The sequence below is a fragment of the Providencia sp. wls1916 genome (assembly GCF_009706585.1).
GTDB classification, from domain to species: Bacteria; Pseudomonadota; Gammaproteobacteria; order Enterobacterales; family Enterobacteriaceae; genus Providencia; species Providencia lanzhouensis.
In genome coordinates this window covers 39155-65696 of the sequence record NZ_WLUL01000006.1, presented here as the reverse complement: position 1 = coordinate 65696, position 26542 = coordinate 39155, and the positions used below count along the sequence as shown (strand labels likewise).

Genomic DNA, 26542 nt, shown 5'->3' with positions numbered 1-26542 from the left:
GCGTTGACTTCTCTTAGCTACCCTAGTCACATACTCTTGTATGCTCCTAGGGATAGCTGGCGTTTGTCGCCTTCCTTCAGCGCTAATAACTTTGAGTTTAATTTTGATTTCTGAATTTTATTCTGACTACTGATTACTATAAGTTTGATTCTGATTTTAATTTCTGGTTTCTAGTGCGGCGAATTTTTCGCGAATTTCGGCTTCGGGGAGATCGATGCCGATGAAAACGAGGACGCTGCTGCGCGGTTCATCTTCGCCCCAATCTCTATCCCAATCGGCACTATAAAGGCGCTGAACACCTTGGAATAATAGGCGTTTTGGCTCGTCGACAATGGATAAAATTCCCTTATAGCGTAATAAATTATCTGCAAAACCGAGTAGTAAATCTTCCATCACTTGGGAGACGGCCATCAGCTCAACCGGATAATCAAACTCCAGCACAATCGACCCCACCTCATTTTGCTGCTTAGGGGCAAAACGGAACGTCGGTTGCTTAACATTGAGCTTTGAATCCAGCAAAAAGCCGTCAATATCTAACAGCAAATCTAAATTAATATCCCCATGAACCACCGAATAAATCGGTGCTCGGGCATTAATACGCTGCAAACGCTCAATCAGCGCATCGGTATTTGGCTCAATGTCGGTTTTGGTGAGAAGAATTCTGTCAGCATAACCAATTTGCGCTTGGGCAATGGCGAAATCATTAAGTTGCTTATCGGCGTGAACCGCATCCACCAAGGTAATAATGCCATCCAATAAATAACGCTCGCACAGTACTTCATGGGAGAAAAATGTTTGTGTAATCGGACCTGGATCTGCCATTCCCGTGCACTCAATCACTAAACGCTCAAAATCGAGTTTGCCGCTGTCTAAACCGTCCAATAAATCCAACAACGCATTTTCTAACTCATTAGAGCGACTGCAACAAATACAGCCATTACTTAAGGTGGTGATTTGCGTGGCACGGTCACCAATCAACGCATTATCGATAGGAACTTCGCCGAACTCATTTTCGATCACGGCAATTTTATGACCATGATCCGCGTTGAGAATGTGGCTCAATAGCGTGGTTTTTCCTGCACCCAAAAAGCCCGTTAAAATCGTTACATTGATTGGTTTCATTATTGCCCTCATCATGCCATTCATTTATAAGAAAGTTGGTTAACAGCAGCGAAATCCACCTTTACCACTGCCGCCGTAGCGAGCATCTTGTCGTTCACGGAAAAACTCTTTATAGGTCATCACAGGTTTATCGGGGTGATTATCTTTCATATGCTGCACATAGGTATCGTAATCGGGGATCCCCACCAGCATACGCGCCGCCTGCCCTAAATATTTACCGGTTTTACCCAAGTTTCCAAACATAACCATCTCCAAAGGCAAAATGCCCGACATTGTTTTTTCGTACAATGTCGGGCTTCCCTTACTGTTTCGAGTGAAACTCAACTCGACGCATTATTCTGCTCTTAGTGTGAAGATGACACTTTCACACCCTCTTTAGGAACAGGAACATAAGGGGTTTCTTTATCTGTACGATTTGGGTTTTTATGGGCTTTCATTCCCACTCGAATACCGTAGAAGATAATACCGTAAACCACCACTAAGAACAGAATACTCAGACCCGCGTTAGTGTAGTTATTAATAATAATGTGATTCATATTAGTAATTTCTTGTGCCGTTAACTCAGCACCACCCGCGGCGATTTTCTCTTTGTAAGATTTCGCTAAGTATAAGAAACCTTCCAGTTGAGGATTATCACTGAATAATTTCAGTCCTAGTGCCCATGTAGTACAGATTAATAACCATACCGCTGGCAACACAGTCACTAAGATGTATTTACTGCGTTTCATCTTAATTAATACAACCGTACTCAGGACTAACGCTACCGCTGCCAGCATCTGGTTGGAGATACCGAACAGTGGCCACAAGCTCTTAACGCCGCCCAGTGGGTCAACAACGCCTTGATACAGTAAGTAACCCCACAAACCTACACATCCTGCTGTACCAATGATCCCTGCAAACAGAGAATCGGTTTTCTTCAGGAATGGCACGAAGTTACCCAGTAAATCTTGCAGCATAAAGCGACCAGAACGGGTACCCGCATCCAGAGCCGTTAAGATAAACAGTGCTTCAAACAGAATACCGAAGTGATACCAGAAGCCCATGTTGGCAGCTGGCATAATTTCGTGGAATACAAACGCAATACCGACAGCTAAGGTTGGCGCACCACCAGCACGGTTTAGAATCGAAGGCTCACCAATGTCTTTTGCTGTTTGCATGATTTGTTCTGGGGAAATGACAAAGCCCCATGAACTGACCGTTGCTGCCGCATGAACAGACACATCTTTCAGTTGCGCCATAATTGCAGCGCCATCTGGACCACCCAGCTCATGCAGGTTAGGCATAGTGATACCTAATGCTGATGGTGGGGTGTTCATTGCAAAATACAGACCTGGCTCGATGATAGAAGCTGCGACTAACGCCATGATAGCGACGAAAGATTCCATTAACATCGCACCGTAGCCGATGTAACGCGCGTCTTTTTCGTTCGCTAACAGTTTTGGCGTCGTACCGGAAGAGATCAAGGCATGGAAACCGGATACCGCACCACACGCAATGGTGATGAACAAGAATGGGAACAGTGTACCTTTCCAAACTGGACCAGAACCATCAACAAACTGTGTCACCGCTGGCATTTTCAGCTCAGGGTTCAGGATAACAATACCTACAGCCAAACCAACGATAACCCCGATTTTCAGGAATGTCGCTAAGTAGTCGCGAGGCGCCAAAATCAACCATACTGGCAGTAACGCGGAAACAAACGCATAACCGACTAATGCATAGGTAATCGTCGTATCTTTAAAGGTCAGTGCTGGACCCCAGTAAGGGTCATGAGCAATCACACCACCAAACCAAATAGAAGCGACTAACAGTGCAATACCGATAACGGCAATTTCACCCACACGCCCTGGTCGGATATAGCGCATGTATATCCCCATAAAGAGCGCAATCGGCACAGTGGAGCAAACTGTGAACACACCCCATGGGCTTTCTGCCAGTGCCTTAACCACGATCAGCGCCAATACTGCGAGGATGATGATCATAATTAAGAAACAGCCAAACAGTGCTAGCGTACCTGGGATTGGACCCAATTCTTCTTTAACTATCTCACCAAGAGATGCACCGTTACGGCGTGAGGAGATAAACAGCACCATAAAGTCCTGTACCGCACCCGCAAGAACAACCCCAGCCAATAGCCACAATGTTCCTGGTAAGTAACCCACCTGAGCCGCTAATACTGGCCCAACTAATGGACCCGCCCCTGCGATAGCCGCAAAGTGGTGACCAAACAGAACGTTTTTATTGGTTGGAACATAGTTTAAGCCGTCATTATTAATGACCGCCGGTGTAGCACGCGTTTCGTCCAACTTCATCACTTTTTTAGCGATATATAAGCTGTAGTAACGATAAGCAATCAAGTACACCGCCACAGATGCGACGACGATCCACAATGCACTAATGTGCTCGCCGCGTCTTAGCGCGACAACCCCTAAACAGATTGCACCGATGATCCCGAGGATCATCCATGGAATGTGTTTTAAAATACCATTTTTGTTCATAGAACACCCTTCTGAGGTAGAACGAACATGCCATTAATACGTAATTACCGTTTATTAAACTGCGAAAACGTTGTTTTTAATCGTTTTCGATGAATAACAAATGATTTTTTAATAGGCAGTGGTTGAATGATTTTGAATGTAAAAAATTGAGTTCTGCCATAGTGGGTATGGTAAAAAATTACTATCAGGAAAAGCGAAAAGTTACCTTGAGTGGTGGCATACAGAATTAAGCGGTTAGTTTTTTGCGGTGAATGGTTTTCAAGAGTCGCTAAACCCTCAAAAAATGTGATCTGAGTACCAAATATTTTTCATTTCAACAAGTTAAGTAACTTTTAAAATCATATTTAGATTGTGACTTTTGTTAAATTCCTGAGGTTAATACATGAATAAAACGCTAATTTTCCCTACTCAGTGGATTAACAATTTCTTGCCATTCGCCCCCAACCCACCAGCTATGTTCTCCATCGGTTTGTCGCTCACACTTCTTGCCTACCTTGGCTTTACTGTTTTCAAATGGATATGCACAATCATAAATCGGCTCAATCACAATCTCTCCGGTTTGGGCGTTGGCATAACCTATTTTTTCCCCCTGACGAATTCGGTATAGCCCTTCACTCGCAGGGTCGAGACCATTATCAAAATAGTAAAATTGATACACTTCATTACCCTGCTTATCTATGAGCCTGATACCACCTTTTTTGTATACGCTTCCTTTAAGGCAATACAGGAAAGGTGAAGAAGGTTCAAAGCAGCGGATTTTTTCGCTTTCATCTTCCGCCATTAACTGAAACTGTTCTTCAAGCGGCATGGCTGACGCCATCGCCGTCATAAACACAGAAATAGACAATCCCATCAGCTGGCTTTTTATTGGTATTGTTTTCATTAATATTGCTTTCATTCGTAAAAGTACCTCTTATTTTATTAGGCGTTCAGCATCCCTTAAAGCATTCCCAATGGGTATCAGATAATCACGCAATTCTTTTCTATGCATCTTTTTCGCTCGCACTATTTTTCACTAAGAATAAACCAATTAATAAAACATTAACTTATTAATGAAATTAAAAACAAGACTAAAAAATTATGAAATTCATATTTTCCTTTTAAATAACAATAAGTAGAAAAAATTAAAAATAGTTACATAGGAAATTATTTTTGAAGCGAATCACACTAACAGAACATTATTTATACATTAATAACCTAAAGGCGTTATTGTTAAAGAAATGATGATTGAATGTTAATTTCAACAGGGAAATAAAATGAGCACACAAAAATATGACTATATTATTGTCGGTGCAGGCTCCGCAGGTTGTGTTCTCGCCGCACGTCTGATCCAAGAAACCCAAGCTCGCGTGCTGCTTATTGAAGCGGGCGGTAGCGATAACCATATGTTTATCCGTATGCCTGCTGGTGTCGCTAAAATTATTGCCCAAAAAAGCTGGCCATATGAAACCGAACCTGAACCTCATGCCAACAACCGCAAAATGCAAATTGCTCAAGGTCGCGTGCTGGGGGGCAGTAGTTCAGTCAATGGCATGATCTACATTCGCGGGCAAAAACAGGATTATGATAACTGGGCACACAAGTACGGATGCGAAGGCTGGGGTTACCAAGACGTTCTACCGTGGTTTAAAAAAGCCGAGCGCAATGAAAGCTTAACCGGAGAATACCACGGCACGGAAGGACCTCTTCCCGTCAGTGAAAACCGCTATCGCCATCCACTTTCTATGGCATTCATTCAAGCGGCTCAAGAACATGGTTTACCATACGTTAATGACCTTAATGGAGAGAGCCAGCAAGGAACCAGTTTCTATCAAACCACAACTCACAACGGGGAAAGAGCCAGTACATCCAAAACCTATTTGAAATCAGTAGCAAATAGCGACCGTTTAACCCTCAAGCTCAATACCCAAGTTAACCGCATTATTATTCGCGATGGACAAGCAGTCGGCGTGGCTTACCAAGGTAAAAATGGTCACGAAATCGAAGTCCTAGCGCGTGAAGAAGTGTTGGTTTGCTCCGGTGCAATGGGGTCAGCGAAGTTGTTGATGCTCTCTGGTATCGGACCTGAAGAACACCTTTCCTCTTTAGGGATCAAAACCGTGGCAAATTTACCGGTGGGCAAAAACTTTCACGATCATTTGCATATGTCTATCAACGTCACCACCAAAGAGCCAATCAGCTTATTTGGTGCCGACCAAGGCTTTGCCGCTATCAAACATGGTTTTGAGTGGATGGCATTTCGCAGTGGGCTACTCGCTTCTAACGTTTTAGAAGGCGCTGCCTTTAAAGACAGCTGCAACCAAGGTCGCCCAGATGTGCAAATTCACTTTTTGCCTATTTTAGATAGCTGGGATGATGTACCGGGGGAGCCGCTACCTGCCGCTCACGGTTTTTCACTGAAAGTCGGTTACTTACAGCCTAAGTCACGCGGGGAAATTTTACTGCGTAGCCAAAACCCGCAAGATCCGTTAAGAATTCACGCCAATTACTTGGCTGAACCAGAAGATATGGAAGGTTGTAAACGAGCGGTGAAATTCGGTTTAGAGGTATTAAGCCAGCCATCATTGCAAGCTGTCAGTAAAAATACATTAATGCCGCCAGCCCAAGTTCAGCATGATGAGGGGCAATTAGAAGAGTTTGTGCGTAATTTCTGTAAAACAGTTTATCACCCCGTTGGCACCTGCCGTATGGGTACCGATACCGCAAATTCCGTCACTGATTTACGTCTTCGCGTTCATGGGATCAACAAACTACGAGTGGTGGATTGTTCGGTGATGCCAGAAATTCCAAGTGGCAATACCAATGCGCCAACCATCATGATTGCGGAGCGTGCAGCCGCGATGATTATTGAAGATAAACAATAATCCCCCTAAAAAGCCCCCCGCCAGAACCTAACAGGCGGGGGATAATCACTATCCTGTTACTTTCACTCGAGCCGCCGCTGTTTTTGCCATCTCTAGGGCTTGCTCAATCGAATCTCCGACCGCAAGCGCTACACCCAAACGGCGAGTTCCCGCAATTTCCGGTTTGCCAAATAAACGCAATTGAATATCAGAACCGAGTGCCTCGTAAATGCCCGAAAAAACCACATTCCGACTATGCAGCTCAGGTAAAATCACAGCCGATGCGCTGGCACCATACTGACGAATAGTGCCAATCGGTAAGCCTAAGAAAGCACGAACATGTAATGCGAATTCAGACAGGTTTTGAGAAATCAACGTCACCATGCCGGTATCATGAGGACGAGGAGAAACTTCGTTGAAAATGATCTCATCACCACAGACAAACAGCTCCACACCGAATAAGCCGTATCCCCCTAAAGCGGTGACAATTTTCTTCGCTACGTCCTGTGCTTTTTGCAAAGCAGCATCACTCATCGCTTGCGGCTGCCAAGATTCGCGATAATCACCTTTTTCTTGGCGATGCCCAACTGGCGCACAGAAATGCACACCGTCTGCCGCGCTAATGGTTAGTAATGTAATTTCAAAATCGAAATTCACCATTTTTTCAACAATCACGCGCCCTTGACCTGTACGCCCGCCTTCTTGGGAATAATTCCACGCACTATCAAGCTGCTCCGCTGAGCGAATGATGCTCTGCCCTTTCCCCGATGAGCTCATGACTGGTTTTACAATGCAGGGAAAGCCAATTTCATGGGCTGCGACTTCAAAATCCGCTTTCGTTTCCACGAAGCGGTATTCCGACGTCGGCAGTTGTAGCTCTTCGGCAGCTAAACGACGGATCCCTTCACGGTTCATGGTTAGGTAAACCGCATTGGCAGATGGCACGACTTTTTGACCTTGCTTTTCGAGTTCCACCAACGTTTTGGTGGCAATCGCTTCAATCTCAGGAACGATAAAATCTGGTTTCTCACTTTCAACAAGTTGGCGTAGTGCCTCACCATCCAACATATTGATGGTGTAGCTGCGATGAGCAACATGCATCGCAGGTGCATTGTCATAGCGATCCACCGCAATCACTTCAATACCCAAACGCTGGCACTCAATCGCCACTTCTTTACCTAACTCCCCCGAACCGAGAAGCATAACTTTTGTCGCGCTAGAACAAAGTGCAGTACCTAATTGGCTCATGATAATGACCTTATATCCCCAGAGATAAATGCAGCTACATAAAAGATAATGTCTAAAAAGATGGCAGGATTATATACGCAATCGTTTGCTTTGACTATGATAGAAGCATAGCCCGTTAACAGTATTATCTGTAAAACAGGCTAACCCATTAAAATTAAAAGTTAAATTTTGGGAGATTCATCCCGCCCAGTCACATACGGTTGATGGCGGGCACCTTTGCCATAGCGTTTATGGAGTAGCGCTAATACACAAAACAGTAAGCCAATCCAAATCAAGGTAAAACTGACACCTTTGACCCAATCGAAAATTTCATTAAACAGGAAAACCGCTAACAAGAATTGAATTGTTGGCTCGATATATTGCGCTAAACCAATCACCGTTAATGTGGTGCGTTTAATGGCTGCCGTGAAAAAGAGTAATGGAATGATAGTCACAGGCGCCGCCAACATGTACAGCATTTTGGTTTGCCAATCACCATTTTCTACCGCGCTCATTCCATGTGCGGATAACCACCATGTAATACCTATCGCCAAGGGTAATAACCAAAGCGCCTCTAAAAACAGCGAGGTGATAACATCAAAACGAATAAATTTACGGATCAAACCATAAACTGCAAAAGCGCTCCCCATCACTAACGCTAAAACGGGCAATTCCCCATATTGTATGATTTGGTAGGCAACACCTGAAAAAATAAACACAACCGCCAGTTTTTCAGCAAAGACTAAACGCTCTCGCAAGAAAATCACACCTAGCAAGATTGAAAACAGCGGGTTAATAAAATAACCCAAGCTCGCAGCCAGTACTTGCCCATGAGTTAACGCATAGGTGAAGGTTGTCCACGATACCGCCATAATCGAGGAACTAAAAAAACATAACACAATTGAACGTTTATCCGCCCACACTTGCTTCCACAGAGATTTATTCTTGATAAGCAACCGAATGAAAAATAAGAACGGAAGAGACCAAATCAATCGTTGCGCCAGTAATTCCATGGCTTGTGCATCAGGAAGTAACCGATAAAACAGCGGGGTTATCCCCCAAAGAATATAAGAAAAGATAGCTAATGCTACCCCGGAACGCAGCAACATAATTTATCCGTATGAAAGTGTGGTTGATTTTTCTTCTCTATAATACGCCAATAACGGAAAGATAATAGGTTGAAGTGCAAACTATCACTAAGGTTATCGATCAATTTATTCACACTAAACACTTTTATTAATCATACGAAAACCTATAGTGCAATATCTTTTAAGGAAATCATTACGTGTATTCACTCACTTTTTTAGAGTACTTTGCAATTTTACTGAGATAATTTTAGTAACTTAACCACAAAACTTAAAAACAGAAAAAAATTATCAAGGAGGATGATTAATTAAATTTCATAAAATTGCTAATAGTGCTTTTTATGACTACCATTTTGCGATATTATTACTTAGCTAAATAACATTATTTTCATGTTATCTAGAAAACATAATAATCGTAAGACAAGCTTAAAACTCTATCTTGTTACAAAACATTAAACAGATGTTACGTTTTGACACATACTTTAACCTTTGTTTCTTTTTTATATTAAAATTAGGCAAGTACTTTTTTTAATATCATTTACGTTCAGCAATAATCTATAAAAAAGAATAGTTGAAAATATATTACCATTTCCATCGGTGAATTATTCTCATTCTATTAAACTACGTTAATTTGAATGTCAAATCCGTTTAACAGGAGTTTGGTGATGAATAGCGCCATTCATGTAATCGTTGAAAACGATAATGTCTTTAAGAATAAACTGAAATCAAAGATGGAATCTTTTGATTTTATATTTAAATTCTATAATGACGAAGAGGTATTTATTAGTACTTATACTTACCCTAAAGAAGATAATGCAAAGGATTGTGTTTTATTATTCGTAGGCAATAACTCCAGTCATATTAATAAATTAAAAAACCTTACTCAATCTTTAGCCGTTGTTCCTGTTATCGTCATCGCAGAAGAACCTTCTGCTGCACTATGCAGAGACTACTTCAAGGCTGGAGCCTTTGATTTCTACGCATTTCCATTTGATGACAGAGTGTTTCTAAGCGCTATTCAGGGAGCTAATGAACACTTCGATAAACAAAATGAAAATCATAAAAAATATATCTATTTAACCAATAAATTCGACCGTCTCTCAGCTAGAGAGCGTGAAATTATGGACATGATTTTAGACGGAAACACCAGCCGAGAAACGGCCGAAAAACTGTCATTATCACCAAGAACCGTAGAAGTGCACCGTTCAAATATTTATACAAAACTAGGAATAAAATCACTACCTCAATTAATCCAAGAGTATGAATATATTAATACTTATTCTGCAAACGCTTAATTCTCTTTATTCACCAGACACCCCCTCTGCCTAATGGTTTATCAAAAAACCATTAGGCATTTTCCGTTCGCAAAATTACCCAGAAAAATATAATTAAATTTAGATTTTTATTTAGATAACTATTTAATTTAATCATTTAACTTAACTATTCACTTAACTATTCGGTTAACTATTTTTCACTATCAAACTTAGCATAATGATTATGCTTTCTATTCCTCTTTATTAATCTATCATCCTAAAATAACTATTTTTTAAGCAATAGTGGAAAATCAAATAAATTACACTATCATTTTTATACAGGAAAACTGTTACTCTAGTTATTAATGATAAAAATCGCATTTATGGCTAAATATAAAATTAATATATTTAGTTTAAAATAAAATATAAACCTATATATATCCCCGCAACCATTTACTCCAACTGTGAGTATGTGAGTTCACTGAAATAAAAATCTATAACATCAAATTAAAACCAATTCCTAAAAAAAAGCGTACTGAGATCAACATACTTAACAACAAGATAGGTTGATAATCTTAGCTCTTTTTCATTTCTTCTCTTTCGTTTCGCTGAAAGGCGTGACTGAGCCCGCAATCAATATGCATTGATATGTTGGGCTTAGTGATTACCGTAAGGCTGTGTGATTTGAATGCTTCGAACGTTTTCAGCATTGCTGCAGAAAATCAGTAGAAGCTTTTTTTATTGGCAGGGCTGTTTTTATTGGCGGACTATTTTTATTAACTGGACTATAGCTTGTATTCGCGAATATCAATCTGATATTGCTTCAGCTTGCGCCACAGTGTAGTACGCCCCATATTTAATGCTTGATGCATCTCCTGAATTTTTCCACCGTACGCCAACGCGGCTTCGATGATTAGCGCTTTTTCCACTTCATGAATGTTCAAGTCGTGGAATAGATTATGTCCGTGTGTTTTCTCTGAAAGTTTTTGCCAGTAAAAGTGACACTTTAGCTTTTCACTAATTTCTCGCCCTAGGGTAAGAGTGAGAGCTAACAGTATATTACTGCTGGTTGACTCCCCACGTAACACCAACGTGGCTAACAAGCGCGTTTCATCATAAATAGGGGCGAAATAGTAAGTATGTCCTTGTGAGTTAATTGGCTGGTCATCTAGAGAAGTGACCTGTATTTGAGAGAATATCCAAGATGGCAACATGGCGCTGCTGTCTGATTTACGGTTAGACCATAAAGTTTGACCGTATTTATCCAACAACATTCCTTCAATGTCGAAATCATGGATAGGTGATAAACCATTTGTGATGGCATCACTTGCCAGTTGTATCAATAACTCCGGATCAATGGAGCATGATGATTTTTCTGTAAGCTGTGCGAGTTTGGGAATTGTAAAATCAATAGTCATAATCAGCCTTATTCTTCGATAAGTATTCTCCCTGATTATGTCAAGTTATCAGTTAAGTTTTATATCCTAGATCAAGTTATGATTTGATAGATTTTGGCGGGATGATATAGATCAAGTATTTGAAATATAGAAAAAATCCAAAATAGTGGGTTATATCGAAAAAAGCCTGCAAACATGATTCGCAGGCTAAATTTCGAGCTAGATGATAGCCTATTTTTTATTCGCTAACAACGGAGCCCCACAGGTCATATTCATCAGCATGCTCAATCAGCACTTTAACGATATCCCCTGCTTTCACATCAAACTCGCCATTGAGGTACACCATACCATCAATTTCTGGCGCATCGGCCATACTACGACCCACTGCACCTTCGTCATCGACTTCATCGATAATAACTAAAAGCTCGCGACCCACTTTCTCTTGTAAGCGCTGAGTGGAGATCTCTTGCTGAAGCTGCATAAAACGATGATAACGCTCTTCTTTAATCTCTTCAGGTACTTGGTCAGCCAGTTCATTCGCTTTTGCGCCTTCAACTGGGCTGTATTTAAAGCAACCAACTCTATCTAATCGCGCTTCTTGTAAGAAATCCAACAGCATTTGGAAATCTTCTTCTGTTTCACCAGGGAAACCAACAATAAACGTCGAACGTAATGTCAGCTCAGGGCAAATTTCACGCCAGCGCTTAATACGCTCTAACGTTCTTTCTACCGCTCCTGGGCGTTTCATCAGTTTTAAAATTTTCGGACTGGCGTGCTGTAATGGAATATCCAAGTAAGGTAACACTTTACCTTCTGCCATTAATGGGATCACATCATCAACATGTGGGTATGGGTAAACGTAATGCAGACGAACCCAAACACCCATAGAAGCTAGCTGCTCACATAATCCAACCATGCTGGTTTTCACCGGCTGACCATCCCAGAACCCCGTACGGTGTTTAACATCCACACCATAAGCAGAAGTATCTTGAGAAATCACAAGTAACTCTTTAACGCCTGATTCCACTAAACGCTTAGCTTCATTTAATACATCACCAATAGCACGGCTATCTAAGTCACCACGCATAGAAGGGATGATGCAAAAAGTGCAACGGTGGTTACAACCTTCGGATATTTTTAAGTAAGCATAATGTTTTGGCGTTAATTTTACGCCTTGCTCTGGGACTAAACTAAAGAACGGATCATGCTCTGGTTTTGGCACATAGTGGTGAACGTGATTTAACACTTGTTCATAACTATGTGGACCCGTAATTTCTAATACCTTCGGGTGAACTTCACGGATTTGGTTCTCTTTTGCGCCCAGGCATCCTGTCACAATCACTTTACCATTTTCGTTCAATGCTTCGCCGATAGCTTCTAACGACTCTTGAACGGCACTATCAATAAAGCCACAAGTATTCACGATAACCAAATCGGCATCGTCATAGCTAGGAACGACTTGGTAACCATCAGTACGCAGCTCCGTTAAAATACGCTCTGAGTCAACGAGGTTTTTTGGGCAGCCAAGTGAAACAAAGCCAATCTTTGGCACTGAATTCGTATTTTGCGACATAGCTCACTTCTTTATTATGTTATAGATATTGTTTTAAAAAATGGGCTGGATTTTACCTGAAGTATAGCGGGAATTGTATATTTTTTTAGCGATGAAAATGATATTTCGAGCGAAATTCCCGCACCATTTCGAGCTCGGGAATTTCACTCAGAAAAACAGCAAAGATTAGCGGTTAATTGAGCGGGCGATACGGGAATAGGTGTGTCTAACACCGCGGATCACAATACTGTAATTCAAGATATTCTCCGGTAAGGCAATGCCGTTATAACCTGAGTCACCAATATGATGTAAATCTGTTCCTGCCATTTTGCACATTAACGCAATCTGGCGGATGGTTTGTAGGTCAGCCCCTTCTTGGGATGTGCCAATCGCGGTCATGGTCATCACTCGCTGAGAATGGCAATAACTCACCATTCTTTGCACAAATTCCGAGGATATGCCCGGAACGGTACCCGGTGCTGGCAATAAAATAATATCCGCACCACTCTTAATAAAGGAATGAATATCCTCTTCGGTAATTAACTGCTCAGCAGACGCATTGAGGACTCCCGCCGCATGCATTTTTCCCGTAATAAGAACAATCTCTTCCCCCACCACCGCTTTGAGTTCTTTGAGGCTTTGGTTGATTTCTTGATTAGTGACACCATTGCCCGGATTCCCAGTCAGGACAATAATATCTGCCCCCATCTGCTTTAATTTCAGGGCATTTTTGACAGTGGCCAAGCGCCCTTCAGAAATTTGCCACTGTTTATCTTGATGGGGATTATTAAATCCTGCTGGCACTGGTTCCAAATTCACGCCAATCGCGCGTCCTGTTAAGTACTTTAAGGTACGGATAATGTCATCGGGTGCAATGCCTTCTGGTAAACCTTGCATCACCGGATTATTCACATCAAAAACATTCAATAGCAAAATATCTGCGCCTTGGCTTGCTGCCAGTTCCGCATTAGTGACATTCATCAAGACTGGCTGAATAGTCCCGATAGTTTCACTCACCAGTAATCGCCCTTCACTGGCTTTAATCGCTTCCAGTAAGCTTTTCTTATTCATTTTCGCAATTTCAGAAGCGGAACAATCCAAATAACGTTTTTGCATCTCCAGTACCTCGACTTTATACCTAATAAATACCGTTCAACGTTTCGACTATAGCATGTGAAACCGACTACAGTGTCTGAAGCAAATCACCTTTCTAATACTTATTTTTTATCACTAAAAAAGAAAGTATTAACACTTTGATTAATATTAAATTTAAATATATTCATAGTAAGGATTGGATATAAACCTAAAACATTCTGCTTGTTTTTGATTAATAGTAATGATTATCATTATGCTTCTAACTTCATTCAGGTAAGGATGTCACAATGAAATTCGCTTATCAGGCAGCCGTTTCGGGCTTAGCCTTATTCTCTCTATCCGCCTTTGCTCAAGAGTATCCTCTCGGTCACCCAGTCATTAAAAACGGCATGGAAATCCAAGGTGTTTATTTACAGCCTATCACCATGGACACCGAAGAAGGCCACCACAAGATGGCTCACCTGCCAGCGGATAAAGCCGACGTTCACTTAGAAGCCGACATCCACGCAGTAGAAGATAACCCGAACGGCTTTGCAGAAGGTGATTGGATGCCTTACTTAACCGTCGAATATACCGTCACCAAACTGGGCGATAAGCCACAGACTCAATCAGGCACCTTTATGCCGATGGTAGCAAGCGATGGTCCTCACTACGGTGAAAATATTAAACTGGACGGCAATGGTAAATATCGCGTTACCTACAAAATTTACCCACCTTCACACAATCAACAAGCCGCTTTCGGTCGTCACATTGATAAAGAAACTGGGGTTGCCCCTTGGTTTGAACCGTTTGAAGTCTCTTGGGACTTTGACTATGCCGGCATAGGTCGTAAAGGCAGTTACTAATTTTTCAATGATGCGCTGAGGGCTTTCGCGGGGGTAATATTCCGCGCGAGCCCTTTTTCGCTAGTAAGGAACTCTCAATTTTCAATAAGTTTGAGCCAACAATGAAAACATTACTCAGCTTTTTACTGGTTTTTATTTGTGCATTACTTCCGCAATCAGCCTTAAGCGCCGAAAAATATACCGTTGAATTAGAAATGAAAAATGGGGATTTAATCCCTCGCGTTCTGGAAGTGCCAGCGAAAACCATTATTCGTATCAAAATTACCAATACCGGCACTGAACCCGCAGAGTTTGAAAGTTTGCAACTGCGCAAAGAAAAAGTATTAGCACCCGGTGCCAGTTCCGTGGTGGTCATTGCACCGTTAAAACCAGGTAGTTACACATTTTTCGACGATTTCCATCTGTCACATCCAAAAGGCGAGATCATCGCTAAAGAGTAGGACTCAACATGGGACAAGTTCTCTTTGTAGTTTGGCGCGAAAGTTTTGAAGCGCTGTTAGTTATCGGCATCATTTATGCGTGGATCAAACGCCACCCTGACGCTCGCAATGGAATGAAATACCTGTGGGGCGGTGTTGGGCTGGGTATCGCCATGTCCATCTTACTCGCACTGCTGATTTACGGCGTATTCAATGTCCTTGATGACACTGGGCAATCTATTTTCATGATAGTCATGGAGATCCTCGCCTGTATCTTGATTGTTCAAATGGTCTATTGGATGAACAAAAGCGGCGGCTCGATGAAAAAAGAGCTGGAATCAGGTATCAATCGTAATGCAGAACACCATAGTTGGTGGGGTGCAACCTTGATTATCGCTATCGCGATTGCCCGTGAAGGTAGCGAAATTGTCGTTTTCCTTTCCAGTTTTATCATGTCGTTGACCGCTGAAAATGCCAACGAATTTATCTTTGAAGTTGCAGCGGGTGTCGTTATTGCGGGTATGACGCTATATGCCTTCTTATTAACTAACCGAATTATTTCATGGAAAATTTTCTTTAAAGTCACTGGCGTGATTTTACTGTTCCTTGCCCCCTCCTTGCTGCTTCGAGGCGTTGAAGAAATTTCAAACTTAATGATTGAGTTTGACTATCCAATTCCTGAATTTTTAATCTACCCAGCATGGGATACCAGCGCATTACTGGATGATTCTGGTGTAGCTGGCAACTTTATATCATCATTCTTTGCATATCGTTCACAGCCAATTTGGCTCAGTGTTATCACCTTTGTTGTCTATTGGATTGTGATCCTCGCACTGTTTGTTTGGAGCAAAAAACATGCCGCTAAACGGAACTTACAAAATGCGTAAAATCACCCACTTAGCCATTAGCGTAATCGTTGCTTCACTCGTGGCATCTACCGCCTATGGAAAAGCTCTACGCTCCCCTGTGCAAACAGGGGACAACATCATTATTGCTAAGGGGGATATTCCCACCCCTGAAAAATATCAGCCTGCCATTCAAGAATACTTATCCTTCGTCAACAAGGAGTTAAGTGAAATGGTGGAGCAATTAGAAAAACTCAATCAAAGTGTGCAAAAAGGTCAATTAGCGCAGGCGAAAGCAGCTTATATTCAAGCCCACCAGCACTATGAAACCGTGCGTCCGATCATTGTTTTGTTTGGTAATACCGACCGAACCATCAACCCTCGTGCGGATTATTTTCTGGATAAAGAAAAAGACTACCGCTTCGTGGGATTTCACTTGGTTGAATACCTTTTATTTGCCAAGCAAGATCTCAAAGCAGCGCTGCCAGCGTCTGATGAGCTGTTATTAAAAGGAAAAGATTTACAAAAGCGTGTCTTAACCGAAACCATTGAGATTCCGAAATTGGTGCAAGCCTCCGCAGATTTTATGGAGATGATCCTAGAAACAAAACTGTCGGGACAAGAGAATATTTATAGTCTCTCTGACCTGTCAGATATGGCGGCTAATGCCAAAGGTTCTCAAGCCATCATCGAGGTGATCAGTCCGTTTATTGAATCCAAGACCCTCGATCAGATAAAAGAAAATGATCAGAAAATTAATAAAATAGTGCATTCATATCAATTAGTTAAAGGCCAATACAAGCCTTACAGCCAACTAAAACAACAAGACAAAATGGCGCTCTATTCCCTGTTAACGCAACAAGCCGAACTGCTCGCGACATTGCGCGCTCAGTTAGATGTTGATGTTTACTATAAATATTAAGGCATAAATTTATGCAAGCTAAACTAAAAAGCGAGTCACAACCTTTGGGGTTTTCTCAATCTAAAGTATCTCGCCGCCATGCGCTAAAAACCTTAGTCATGGGAGGTGCAATCCTCGCCGTCCCCGCCCTCAGCGCAAAAGCATCCATTGCGGATTGCGAACTGACTTATGATAAAAGCATCAATTATTTAGGTTCACACCAAGCGGGTGTGTTAACCCCAGAACAGAAAAATGCCTCGTTTATCGCTTTTCGAATCACGTCAACGACCCTTGATGAGCTGCAAGCGCTGTTCTCGGTATTAACTCAACGCATTGCTTTTCTGACCCAAGTACAAAAATCCACGCCAAATCAGAATGATAAAATGCCTCCCGCTGAGTCTGGGATTTTAGGCACGCTCATTCAACCTGACGCCCTGAGTGTCACGGTTTCCTTGGGAGATAGCTTATTTGATTCACGCTTTGGATTAGAAAAGCTTAAACCGAGTCAATTGGTGGAAATGACCAGCTTCCCGAACGACCGTTTAGAAGACAAATGGTGTGGTGGTGATGTGGTGCTGCAAATTTGTGCCAATAGCCAAGAAAGCGTGATTTATGCGCTGCGCGATATTCTCCGCCACACTTCACCTTATTGGTTCCCGCTATGGAAAATCGATGGGTTCTTACCATCACGGGATATCGATAGACGCTCTACCCCAATTAATTTATTTGGCTTTAAAGATGGCACTGGTAATGCACCAGCCGACGATAGCAAATTAATGGATGAGCTGATTTGGGTGACTGAGGATAACAAAGAGCCAGCATGGTGTGTCGGCGGTACCTACCAAGCGGTTCGCCTAATTCGTTTTAATCTCGAATTTTGGGATAGAACACCGCTGGAAGACCAAGAAAATGACTTTGGGCGCCATAAAGCAACAGGTGCCCCCATGGGGATGAAGCACGAAATGGATGACCCTGCATTCGACAAAGATCCGCATGGTGACCGCGTGTTATTTGACTCCCATATGCGCCGTGCCGAACCAAGAAATCCAACGCGCCACACCGCCAAGTTACGTCGCCGTAGTTACAGCTACTCTCTTGGCTTAACTGATAACGGCGCTCTGGATATGGGACTGATTTTCGTTTCATACCAAAAGAACTTAAAAACCGGCTTTATTGATACTCAAAAACGGTTAAATGGCGAACCACTGGAGCGCTATATTAAACCGTTTGGTGGGGGTTACTATTTCGTTTTACCCGGCATTCAATCAGAGCAAGACCAACTTGCTAAAGGGTTATTTGCCGCGCTGAAAGACACTAAATAGCACCATAAAAAAGCCCCGAATATAATTTCGGGGCTTCTAGCTCGTTCATTTACAGACTGATTTTATTATCTTCTTATTTTTTGCGATCCTTCGCGTCTTGCTCAACTTCCTGTTTCCATTCCTCTGATATTGGTGCAGCATTCTGTTTGGCTTCTACGGCTTTATTGACTGCTTTATATGCCTTATCGTAACCCGTGCCATCTTGAACATAACCTGTAGCATTCGAACTCTTAATACCTATATTATCCGCAGCCGTAATCGCATCAATATTGGCACCCAAGAAAATAAAGTCCCACTTATCTTCAACTTCTGCAGATTTAATCATAGATTTAATCTTAGCCTGACTATATTTGGTGCTACTGTTCTCTTCACCGTCAGTAATAATCACAAACAAAACATTATTGTTCTTGGTGATTTTTCTATTCTCACGCATTTTCACCATGGTATCGCCAATGGCATCTAATAATGCGGTGTTTCCACCGACAGAATAGTCATCTAGCGTGAGGTTTTTCACTTTATCAATAGGTTCTCTGTTGTGTAATAAACTGGTTTTATTATTAAACAACACCGTGGTAATAAAGGTTTTACCCGCTTTATTTCTATTTTCTGTCAGCACGCTGTTATATCCACCAACAGTGTCAGATTCAAATCCTGACATTGAACCGCTTTTATCCAAGATAAACACCAAATCTAATACTTCAGAATCTTTAGCGGGTTCAACAATGGATTTAGCGCCAGAAACGCTAGAAAAAAAGAGTAGGAATACAGCAGATATTGCAGTAAAAAATGAAGTCTTAAATAAATTCATCACTGAGCCTCTTTATAATATTATCCTGACGAAACTACCTTTTAGTTTCCGTGTTTCAGCGGGATATCACATAAGATTACTCTGCTTAATTTATAAGCAAATTCTTAATTATAAAGACACTCAGATAAACTTAATGGAATATACTTACCTTACCCACACACCATAATTTCTGAGTTTGTTAATTTCTTTAATAAACCCATTAAGTTTTATATATTCCTCAGCCATATTGCTCGAAGGACTTTCAGTATACGTTTCCACTAACTGAACAGTTAATTGATGATATTGTTTATTTAAGTCTTGATGAATATCGACTTTGTTCGCATTTTTCAGCGTTTCTGTTAACGCTATAATCTCATTCGCCACCGATTGAACCTGTGGATCACGGAAGGCCGCTTGAGGAACTTGATAACTTAAGTGCTGGCTAATTGAATTATTTTCTTCATTTTGCGGTGAATTAGGTACTAAATTTTGATCGTGTTCGTTCGCAAAATATTCAATTAACTCAGATTGATCAAAACATTTTGATTTAATATCTTCTTGCTTGTACTGCTTATTCTCTGCCCCCGGCAACGCTTTGCCAATTGGGTAAGTACAACGGAATAAATTGCCATCAATCACCACGGCATCACTGCTTTTGATAGGTAAGCTTAATTCATGCCCATAAATAGTGACATTTCGCGGCGCGGGTTGATACCCCTTTTTATCTTGCTCGGTATACACTTCAGAAAATGTGTAATACACCCCATGATTAGGGTTTAGGATCCCGCCTGAGTTATGTTCAAACACCATAAATTTGGTGACATGACCTGTATTATCTTCAAGTGTATGTTCACCACTGGCTAATGATACTGATCCATACTGACTAGGCTCGACCAGATAATCTTTACCATCCACTTTAAAGGAAATCGTGTTTTCTGTTGGATTGCTATAATAGAACTTTCCTTTATTTCCCATAATATCGAGATCACCACAGGCAGTAATCAATAGCATTACTGTTGTGAGCAGGCTGACTTTCAATATAGCTTTCATGTATATCCTCAACATATTACACATCAAAAAAATAGACCAAAAAACAAACAGCCAAGGGTAGTAATCTTATTCATCCCAATAAAAATAGTTTTACGATTAGTGCTTAACACTTCTTACTTGTTGAAAATCAATCAATAATGACGAACTATAAAAAATAAGGTATAGAAAAGCGCTGTAAAATTAAGATTGATGAGTGGGCGTACGACGTAATGCTTTAAATAATAGCTGGAAAACAGATTCCATCGTCGGCGTTAGCGTTTGGTTATTACGCATTAAGGATATCGAACGTGTTAATGCAGGTTGTTGTAACTGTAAAACTTTTAGCTCAGGATCCCGCAAATGCACCGTATATAACTGAGGTAAAATACCAATCGCTAATTTCGACCTGACTAAACCATATAAGGTTTCAATATAATCGACTTGATAACGCGGATTAATATTAAAGCGATTACTTTCAATTGTAGCGCTCACTAATCGATTAATATTTCCTTTCGAAAACATAGCAATGTCACGGTTATTTAAGAACTTCCACGGTAGATGAAATGCATTATCTGAAATAAATTCATCACGGTGGATTACTGCAACAAATGGGTCATCTTGCAAAGGATATAAAGTTAACTCTTCAGGAACCGAGCTATCCAATACACCTACCCCAAAATCAATTTCGTTATTCACTAATTTATTCACTAGTGTATCATTCGTTTGGTCATAAAATTCCACATTCAGTTTAGGAAAATGTTGCTGTAATTGTTCAGGAATAATCGGGAATAATAACGAACTGACAGAAGGAACCAATCCAATGCGTAATGTGCCATCACCGCCCTCTTCGATAATTTTTTGAATATCACTGAAGCCTCGGTGGGAGACACTTAAAATACGCTCTGCATGAGGTAAGATTGCGGCGCCTAGCTCCGTCAATGTTACTGACGCTGCCGTACGGTTAATCAACTTACCGCCAATTACGGTTTCAATCTGCCGTATCGCACTGCTCAATGCAGGCTGACTCACCGCTAAGCGATTTGCGGTTTCAGTAAAATGACGCAGATGTGCAAGAGTCACAAAATATTGCAACTGCTTTAGAGTTAATGCCGGAAGGCGCTGCCATGGCTCAGTCATTGTATTTCCTCGCAAATTGGATCGTCATTCTTATCATGATGCGCTTCATTATAACCTCTCTTTATGATTCGATAAATTTTATCATCTTGGCAAACGTTTGCCTTGCTCATAAAGTAGCGACATAAATCTTTGAGATGGTGTTTTATGAAGCTAACAAATCAAACTCGACGTCGAGCCGTACAAGCCGCAAAAGGCGAAGTACCTTTTGACCTTTTACTCACCAATGCCAATATTATTGATATGGTCACTGGGGAAATTCGATCTGCGGATATCGGTATCATTGAAGGGCTGATTGCCAGCGTACACCCAACAGGAAGTCGTACTGATAGCCATGAAACCCATAATTTATCAGGAAAATTTATTTCCCCAGGTTTTATTGATACCCACGTTCATTTAGAAAGCTCCCATCTTCCCCCTGCTCGTTATGCTGAAATTGTCCTCACACAAGGCACCACCGCCGTATTTTGGGATCCCCATGAACTTGCAAACGTATTGGGGTTAGATGGCGTACGCTATGCCATTGATGCTAGCCGTAATTTGCCCCTTGATGTGATGGTTGCAGCCCCTTCTTCTGTGCCCTCTACACCAGGATTGGAAATGTCAGGTGCAGACTTCGCAGGACAAGAGATGTCCACGATGTTGAGCTGGCCGGAAGTACGTGGTGTGGCAGAAGTGATGGATATGTTCGGCGTGCTAAATGGCAGCGAACGCATGGAAGAGATCCTCGACGCCGGATTAAACTCAGGAAAAATCATTGAAGGTCATGCCCGCGGATTAAAAGGTGCTGATTTACAAGCTTACCTCGCTGCTGGCGTTACCTCCGACCATGAACTCACTTCCGCAGAAGACGCCCTCGAAAAATTACGAGCGGGGCTAACACTGGAAATCCGTGGTTCTCACCCTTACCTGCTACCTGAAATTGTGGCGGCATTGCAAACACTGCCGCATTTATCCTCACAAATCACGGTATGCACAGACGATGTTCCGCCAGACATATTGATTGAAAAAGGCGGCGTGATTGCGCTGCTGAATTTATTAATTGAGCACGGAATGAAAGCCACTGATGTGTTGCGCTTTGCGACATTCAATGGCGCAATTCGCTTACAGCGCAATGACTTAGGTTTGATAGCCGCAGGTCGTCGCGCCAACTTAGTGGTTCTTGATTCTCTCGATACCTTAAAAGCTCAGCAAGTTTATGTCGATGGCAAAAAAGTGGCAGAGAATGGGCAACTTGTTTCGCCGATTGCCACTGAAAATACGATTTTACCGCCACGCGATACCATGCACCTAGCGCCAATCTCGGCTCAAGATTGCCAGCTTCAATTAGCTGACTTGCAAAATGGTACTGCGCGTTTACGTCATATTAGCGGTGCCCGCTTTACTCAGTGGGGAGAGGTCGATGTTCAAGTCGAAAATGGCATCGTGCAACTGCCTGATGAATTTAGTTTGATCCGCGTACAACATCGCCATGGACGCCATAACGCCAAACCACAAATTGCCTTACTAAAAGGATGGGGAGAATTACGCGGCGCCATTGCCACCAGCTACTCCCATGATTCCCATAACCTTGTAGTGCTCGGACGTGATGCCAACGATATGGCAATGGCAGCCAACCTGCTGATTGAAAGCGGTGGCGGTATGGCGTTAGTTCAAGATGGTAAAATCCTTGCTCATGTGGCGATGCCCATTGCAGGTATGCTCTCGGAATTACCTGCACCTGAGCTGGCAGAACAATTTCGCCAACTCAGAGAATTGAGCAGCCAAATTGCTGACTGGGAACCCCCATATCGTGTATTCAAAGCCATCGAAGGCACTTGTCTTGCCTGCAATGCTGGCCCACATTTAACCGATTTAGGACTGACTTGCGGTACCACTCGCCAGATAGTTGATGCCGTCTTAGAACGTGCTGAAAGTAATAACGGTATTAAAAACACTCATCCAATAAAAAATAATGATAGGAGCGCCAATTAATGGCTAACGATTCTCTTCATCAGCCAACATCAGGGAGTTGGTTAGAAAGGCGTTTTGCGCTGCGTGAACGTGGCAGTTCAATCAGAACAGAATGCCTCGCCGGAGCCACTGGGTTCCTTGCAGCAGCCTATTTGCTCGTAGTTATTCCCGGACTGTTAGCCGCAGGCGGCATGGATAAAGGCGCAGCGACCACAGGCACTATAATCGTGTTTGTACTCGCTAGCCTATTAATGGCGTTCTACGCTAACTTGCCTTTTATTGTGGGTCCCGGTATTGGTGGCTCGGTATTAGTGGGGATTACCCTTGCAGGCAGTGAAGGAATTGATTGGCAAATCGGTTTAGGCATCGCCTGCTGGTCTGGAATTTTATTTTTCCTGCTCACCAAATTCGGTTTACGTGAGGTTGTGACTCGCTCCGTACCACAATCCATCAAATTAGGCTTAACAGCATCTATCGGTCTGTTTGTGGCAGTGTTGGGCTTTCGTAATGCAGGCTTAGTATTAGCCAACCCAAAAACCAACGCATTAATGCTGGGGGATTTTCTCTCTCCGGGTGCCTTAGTCGCTCTTGCAGGCTTCTTTGTGGCTATCGCATTGCAAGCTCGCCGCATTCCCGGTGGGATCTTATGGGCGATTTTGTTCGCCACCGTGTTAGGCATTCCGTTCGGCGTCACAAAGTTACCAGAAAGCTTTATTGGCATGCCGCATTCTATTGCGCCAGTCTTAGGTCAGGTGGATTTAATTGGCGCCTTAAATATCGCCTTCTTACCTTTCTTATTTGTGTTCTTCGCCGCGGAGTTTTTCTCTACTATGGGAACCACATTAGCTGTCGGCGGTGAAGCCGGATTGCTGGATAAAGAAGGCAACATGCCAAATATCAACCGCCCGTTTATTGTCGACTCCATCGCCGCGGCGTTAGGTCCAATGGTCGGTATTCCAGCGGCAACCGCATTAATTGAATCTTCAGCAGCCGCTGAAGCAGGCGGTAAAACCGGTATGACAGCATTAGCGGCGGCGTTCATGTTCCTGCTTATGTTACTGTTTACCCCAATCGCACTAATGATCCCGGCACAAGCTACCGCTCCTGCATTAATTTTAATTGGCTTAAATATGTTCAGCGGATTACGTAAAGTGGACTTAGCGAACTTTACCGACGGTCTGCCAGTATTAATGATGGTGATGATCACTTTAATCGCGAACAGCTTTGGTACAGGGATTGCAGGTGGGTTACTGTTTTATATCTTAATTAAAGCGGTGGCAGGCAAGTGGCGTGAAATTCCAATCAGTCTGTGGATCCTCGCTGTGCCATTAGTGTATTACTTCTCAACGTTAGTGAAGCACTAAGTCTGCTCCCCTTTTTATTAAAATAGCCTCTATTTGAGGCTATTTTTCTATTTGCATCTTATTTAAATCTGCATATTAAATCAGTGGGGGAATTTGAGGCTGAATTGGCACTTCGATCACCGTTGGGCCTTGACGCTTAAATGCCTCACGGCAAGCCGCTTTGACCTCATCTACCGTCGTGGCTTTTAACGCCGTGCAACCATAACCTTTACCCAGCGCCACAATATCCAAGTTTGGAATATCCAGCCCCGGAACTCCTGGCGTTTCTTCTAACACCGCGAAGGATTTCAAAATGGCGTACTCGCTATTTCGTGGGATCACAAACACAATCGGTAAATTATGTTGTGCCGCACTCCATAGCCCTTGAATCGAATATTGCATCGAGCCATCACCAATAATCGACATCACAGGGCGGTGTCGACCACTGTCTTTTTCCGCTAAAGCGATTCCCACGCTTGCTGGTAAGTTCCAACCTAATGATCCACTGGCAAAGGTATAGAACGAATCCGGTGCATCAATTGGCCATTCACGATGTAATTCGCCGAGGTTTGACGGCGATTCTTCCACCAAGATAGTCTCTTTCGGGGAGACTTCTCTCAGCGCTTTAAACAGCTGCGCTGCACTTAATACCGTTGAATCCCCCTTCACCCCTGGTGCGGCAGGGTGTGGAGCCATACCATGGGACTGTTTCTCAACCTTATTTTTCGCTGCCGTTCTGGCGTTCACTAACGGAGTCAGCCCTTCAATCGCGAGTACCGCATCACTGAGTAAGCTATCACCAACCGGTGCTCTTCCTACCTCAATAGGGTCATCGGTAATGTGCAGTAAACGCATGCCATCTGGCAAATAACTCCCTGCTACATAAGGATAATAACGGAAAACAGGCGCCCCGATAATCAACGCCAAATCATACCCTTTTAGCTTATCGGACAGCGGTCCCATCGCGAAAGGCAACCCGCCAGCATACAGAGGATGCGTTTCAGGGAATGGCGGACGTTCCGATGCTGGCGCCGCCCAAACAGGTACATTCAATTTTTCGGCTAACGCAATGCCCGCGTCCCAGCCTTCCCCCCGCGCAATGGCGGAGCCATAAATCAGCACTGGATTTTTGGCAGAATTCAGAGCATCCGCAAATGCTTGTAAACGAACAGGATCATAACCAATGCGCTGGGAAACTTCACGCACAACCGCCTCTTGGGCAACGGCAGGTTTATCCCAATCATCAAGGGGGATTGATAAGAAAACGGGTCCCGCTGGTGGCTGAAGTGCCATCGCATATGCTCGCATAAATGCCGCTGGCACATCTTCCGCACGCTCCGGCTGGTAACTCCATTTGACCCATGGTTTTGGTAAGGTTTCAGGCTCAATATTGGTTAGCCAAGGTTCCATCAGCAACATTTCACGGGTTTGGTTACCCGCCGTGATAATCAGTGGCGTACGGTTCATATAGGCGGTGAGAATATTACTCATCCCATTACTTAGCCCCGCGGAAGTATGCAAGTTGACCATTGCCACTTTGCGCATTCCCTGAGCATAACCGTCAGCTGCTGCTACAGCAGATGCTTCATGTAATGTTTGGATATAACGAAAATCACTCGGAAAATCTTTTAAGAATGTCTCTTCAGTTGAACCAGGGTTACCGAAAATGGTCGTAATATTCAATTGGCGTAGTAAATCAAAAGTCACTTGGCGAATGGTTTTCTTCATTTAAAATACCCTAATTAAGATACCTGAATTAATCCCCATCATAACCAATCCCCCCAATGAAAAACATTTTCCTCTCAGAGAATTAATCTTATTTAAAACCTAAAGATTGCTTTTTATTTTATTTAAATACAATCAGTTAAATGAACATCTTGTTTCGATGATAA

General features: G+C 42.6%; 22 protein-coding genes. 9 read left to right on the top strand and 13 right to left on the bottom strand.

Annotated elements, in window-relative coordinates; translation table 11 throughout:
* Positions 1-156 precede the first annotated feature (156 nt).
* The 4 genes from yjiA to GKR61_RS02445 all read right to left on the bottom strand — a co-directional run bounded on the left by yjiA (position 157) and on the right by GKR61_RS02445 (position 4503).
* Complete coding sequence (gene yjiA, locus GKR61_RS02460) at positions 157-1122, bottom strand: GTPase (protein WP_154600110.1); 966 nt, start codon at positions 1120-1122, stop codon at positions 157-159.
* A gap of 39 nt (positions 1123-1161) precedes the next feature.
* Positions 1162-1365 (bottom strand): YbdD/YjiX family protein, encoded by a 204-nt coding sequence (locus GKR61_RS02455; RefSeq protein ID WP_036955629.1) that lies wholly within the window; start codon positions 1363-1365, stop codon positions 1162-1164.
* Between the two features lie 101 nt (positions 1366-1466).
* Positions 1467-3620 (bottom strand): carbon starvation CstA family protein, encoded by a 2154-nt coding sequence (locus GKR61_RS02450; protein ID WP_036955633.1) that lies wholly within the window; start codon positions 3618-3620, stop codon positions 1467-1469.
* Between the two features lie 394 nt (positions 3621-4014).
* Entirely contained in the window at positions 4015-4503 is a 489-nt protein-coding gene (locus GKR61_RS02445) for a WG repeat-containing protein (RefSeq protein ID WP_036955820.1), read from the bottom strand.
* Positions 4504-4876: 373 nt separating this feature from the next.
* Here GKR61_RS02445 and GKR61_RS02440 point away from each other — a divergent pair, with 373 nt between their 5' ends.
* Entirely contained in the window at positions 4877-6484 is a 1608-nt protein-coding gene (locus GKR61_RS02440; protein ID WP_154600111.1) for a GMC family oxidoreductase, read from the top strand.
* A gap of 48 nt (positions 6485-6532) precedes the next feature.
* On the opposite strand, the gene purT is transcribed toward GKR61_RS02440, so the two are convergent.
* Positions 6533-7711 (bottom strand): formate-dependent phosphoribosylglycinamide formyltransferase, encoded by a 1179-nt coding sequence (gene purT / locus GKR61_RS02435; protein WP_154639524.1) that lies wholly within the window; start codon positions 7709-7711, stop codon positions 6533-6535.
* Positions 7712-7872: 161 nt separating this feature from the next.
* Entirely contained in the window at positions 7873-8799 is a 927-nt protein-coding gene (gene rarD / locus GKR61_RS02430; RefSeq protein WP_036955645.1) for an EamA family transporter RarD, read from the bottom strand.
* Positions 8800-9440: 641 nt separating this feature from the next.
* Here rarD and GKR61_RS02425 point away from each other — a divergent pair.
* Entirely contained in the window at positions 9441-10070 is a 630-nt protein-coding gene (locus GKR61_RS02425; protein WP_036955649.1) for a response regulator transcription factor, read from the top strand.
* 743 nt (positions 10071-10813) lie between these two features.
* Here the strand turns inward: GKR61_RS02425 and GKR61_RS02420 are convergent.
* The 3 genes from GKR61_RS02420 to GKR61_RS02410 form a co-directional block, all read right to left on the bottom strand.
* Positions 10814-11446 (bottom strand): helix-turn-helix domain-containing protein, encoded by a 633-nt coding sequence (locus tag GKR61_RS02420; protein WP_154609512.1) that lies wholly within the window; start codon positions 11444-11446, stop codon positions 10814-10816.
* Positions 11447-11663: 217 nt separating this feature from the next.
* Positions 11664-12998, bottom strand: a complete 1335-nt coding sequence (gene rimO / locus GKR61_RS02415) for a 30S ribosomal protein S12 methylthiotransferase RimO (protein WP_036955655.1) — start codon at positions 12996-12998, stop codon at positions 11664-11666.
* Between the two features lie 165 nt (positions 12999-13163).
* Positions 13164-14093 (bottom strand): DUF7916 family protein, encoded by a 930-nt coding sequence (locus GKR61_RS02410; protein ID WP_154639523.1) that lies wholly within the window; start codon positions 14091-14093, stop codon positions 13164-13166.
* A gap of 266 nt (positions 14094-14359) precedes the next feature.
* On the opposite strand from GKR61_RS02410, the gene GKR61_RS02405 reads away from it, so the two are divergent.
* The 5 genes from GKR61_RS02405 (at position 14360) to efeB (ending at position 18404) form a co-directional block, all read left to right on the top strand.
* Positions 14360-14917, top strand: coding sequence for an iron transporter (locus tag GKR61_RS02405; protein ID WP_036955660.1), 558 nt, complete (start codon positions 14360-14362; stop codon positions 14915-14917).
* Positions 14918-15018: 101 nt separating this feature from the next.
* Complete coding sequence (locus GKR61_RS02400) at positions 15019-15357, top strand: cupredoxin domain-containing protein (RefSeq protein ID WP_036955670.1); 339 nt, start codon at positions 15019-15021, stop codon at positions 15355-15357.
* An 8-nt stretch (positions 15358-15365) separates the two neighbouring features.
* Positions 15366-16223: an FTR1 family iron permease gene (locus GKR61_RS02395; RefSeq protein ID WP_154639522.1), complete on the top strand. Its 858-nt coding sequence runs from the start codon at positions 15366-15368 to the stop codon at positions 16221-16223.
* Positions 16216-17103, top strand: a complete 888-nt coding sequence (locus tag GKR61_RS02390; protein WP_154637003.1) for an EfeM/EfeO family lipoprotein — start codon at positions 16216-16218, stop codon at positions 17101-17103. Before GKR61_RS02395 ends, GKR61_RS02390 begins: the two co-directional genes overlap by 8 nt.
* A gap of 11 nt (positions 17104-17114) precedes the next feature.
* Positions 17115-18404, top strand: coding sequence for an iron uptake transporter deferrochelatase/peroxidase subunit (gene efeB, locus GKR61_RS02385; protein WP_154639521.1), 1290 nt, complete (start codon positions 17115-17117; stop codon positions 18402-18404).
* A gap of 73 nt (positions 18405-18477) precedes the next feature.
* Here the strand turns inward: efeB and GKR61_RS02380 are convergent, their stop codons facing one another.
* The 3 genes from GKR61_RS02380 to GKR61_RS02370 all read right to left on the bottom strand — a co-directional run bounded on the left by GKR61_RS02380 (position 18478) and on the right by GKR61_RS02370 (position 21357).
* Complete coding sequence (locus GKR61_RS02380) at positions 18478-19212, bottom strand: vWA domain-containing protein (RefSeq protein WP_036955681.1); 735 nt, start codon at positions 19210-19212, stop codon at positions 18478-18480.
* A gap of 144 nt (positions 19213-19356) precedes the next feature.
* The gene (locus GKR61_RS02375; protein ID WP_108478363.1) at positions 19357-20241 is read right to left on the bottom strand and encodes a hypothetical protein; all 885 of its coding nucleotides are present in this window, start codon (positions 20239-20241) and stop codon (positions 19357-19359) included.
* Between the two features lie 180 nt (positions 20242-20421).
* Positions 20422-21357: a LysR family transcriptional regulator gene (locus GKR61_RS02370; protein ID WP_036955688.1), complete on the bottom strand. Its 936-nt coding sequence runs from the start codon at positions 21355-21357 to the stop codon at positions 20422-20424.
* Positions 21358-21501: 144 nt separating this feature from the next.
* On the opposite strand from GKR61_RS02370, the gene GKR61_RS02365 reads away from it, so the two are divergent.
* Positions 21502-23328, top strand: coding sequence for an adenine deaminase (locus GKR61_RS02365; RefSeq protein WP_154609509.1), 1827 nt, complete (start codon positions 21502-21504; stop codon positions 23326-23328).
* Positions 23328-24671, top strand: a complete 1344-nt coding sequence (locus tag GKR61_RS02360; protein WP_036955694.1) for an NCS2 family permease — start codon at positions 23328-23330, stop codon at positions 24669-24671. The genes GKR61_RS02365 and GKR61_RS02360 overlap by 1 nt, the downstream gene beginning before the upstream one ends.
* Before the next feature lie 75 nt (positions 24672-24746).
* On the opposite strand, the gene mdlC is transcribed toward GKR61_RS02360, so the two are convergent.
* Complete coding sequence (gene mdlC, locus GKR61_RS02355) at positions 24747-26378, bottom strand: benzoylformate decarboxylase (RefSeq protein WP_154600115.1); 1632 nt, start codon at positions 26376-26378, stop codon at positions 24747-24749.
* Positions 26379-26542 lie beyond the last annotated feature (164 nt).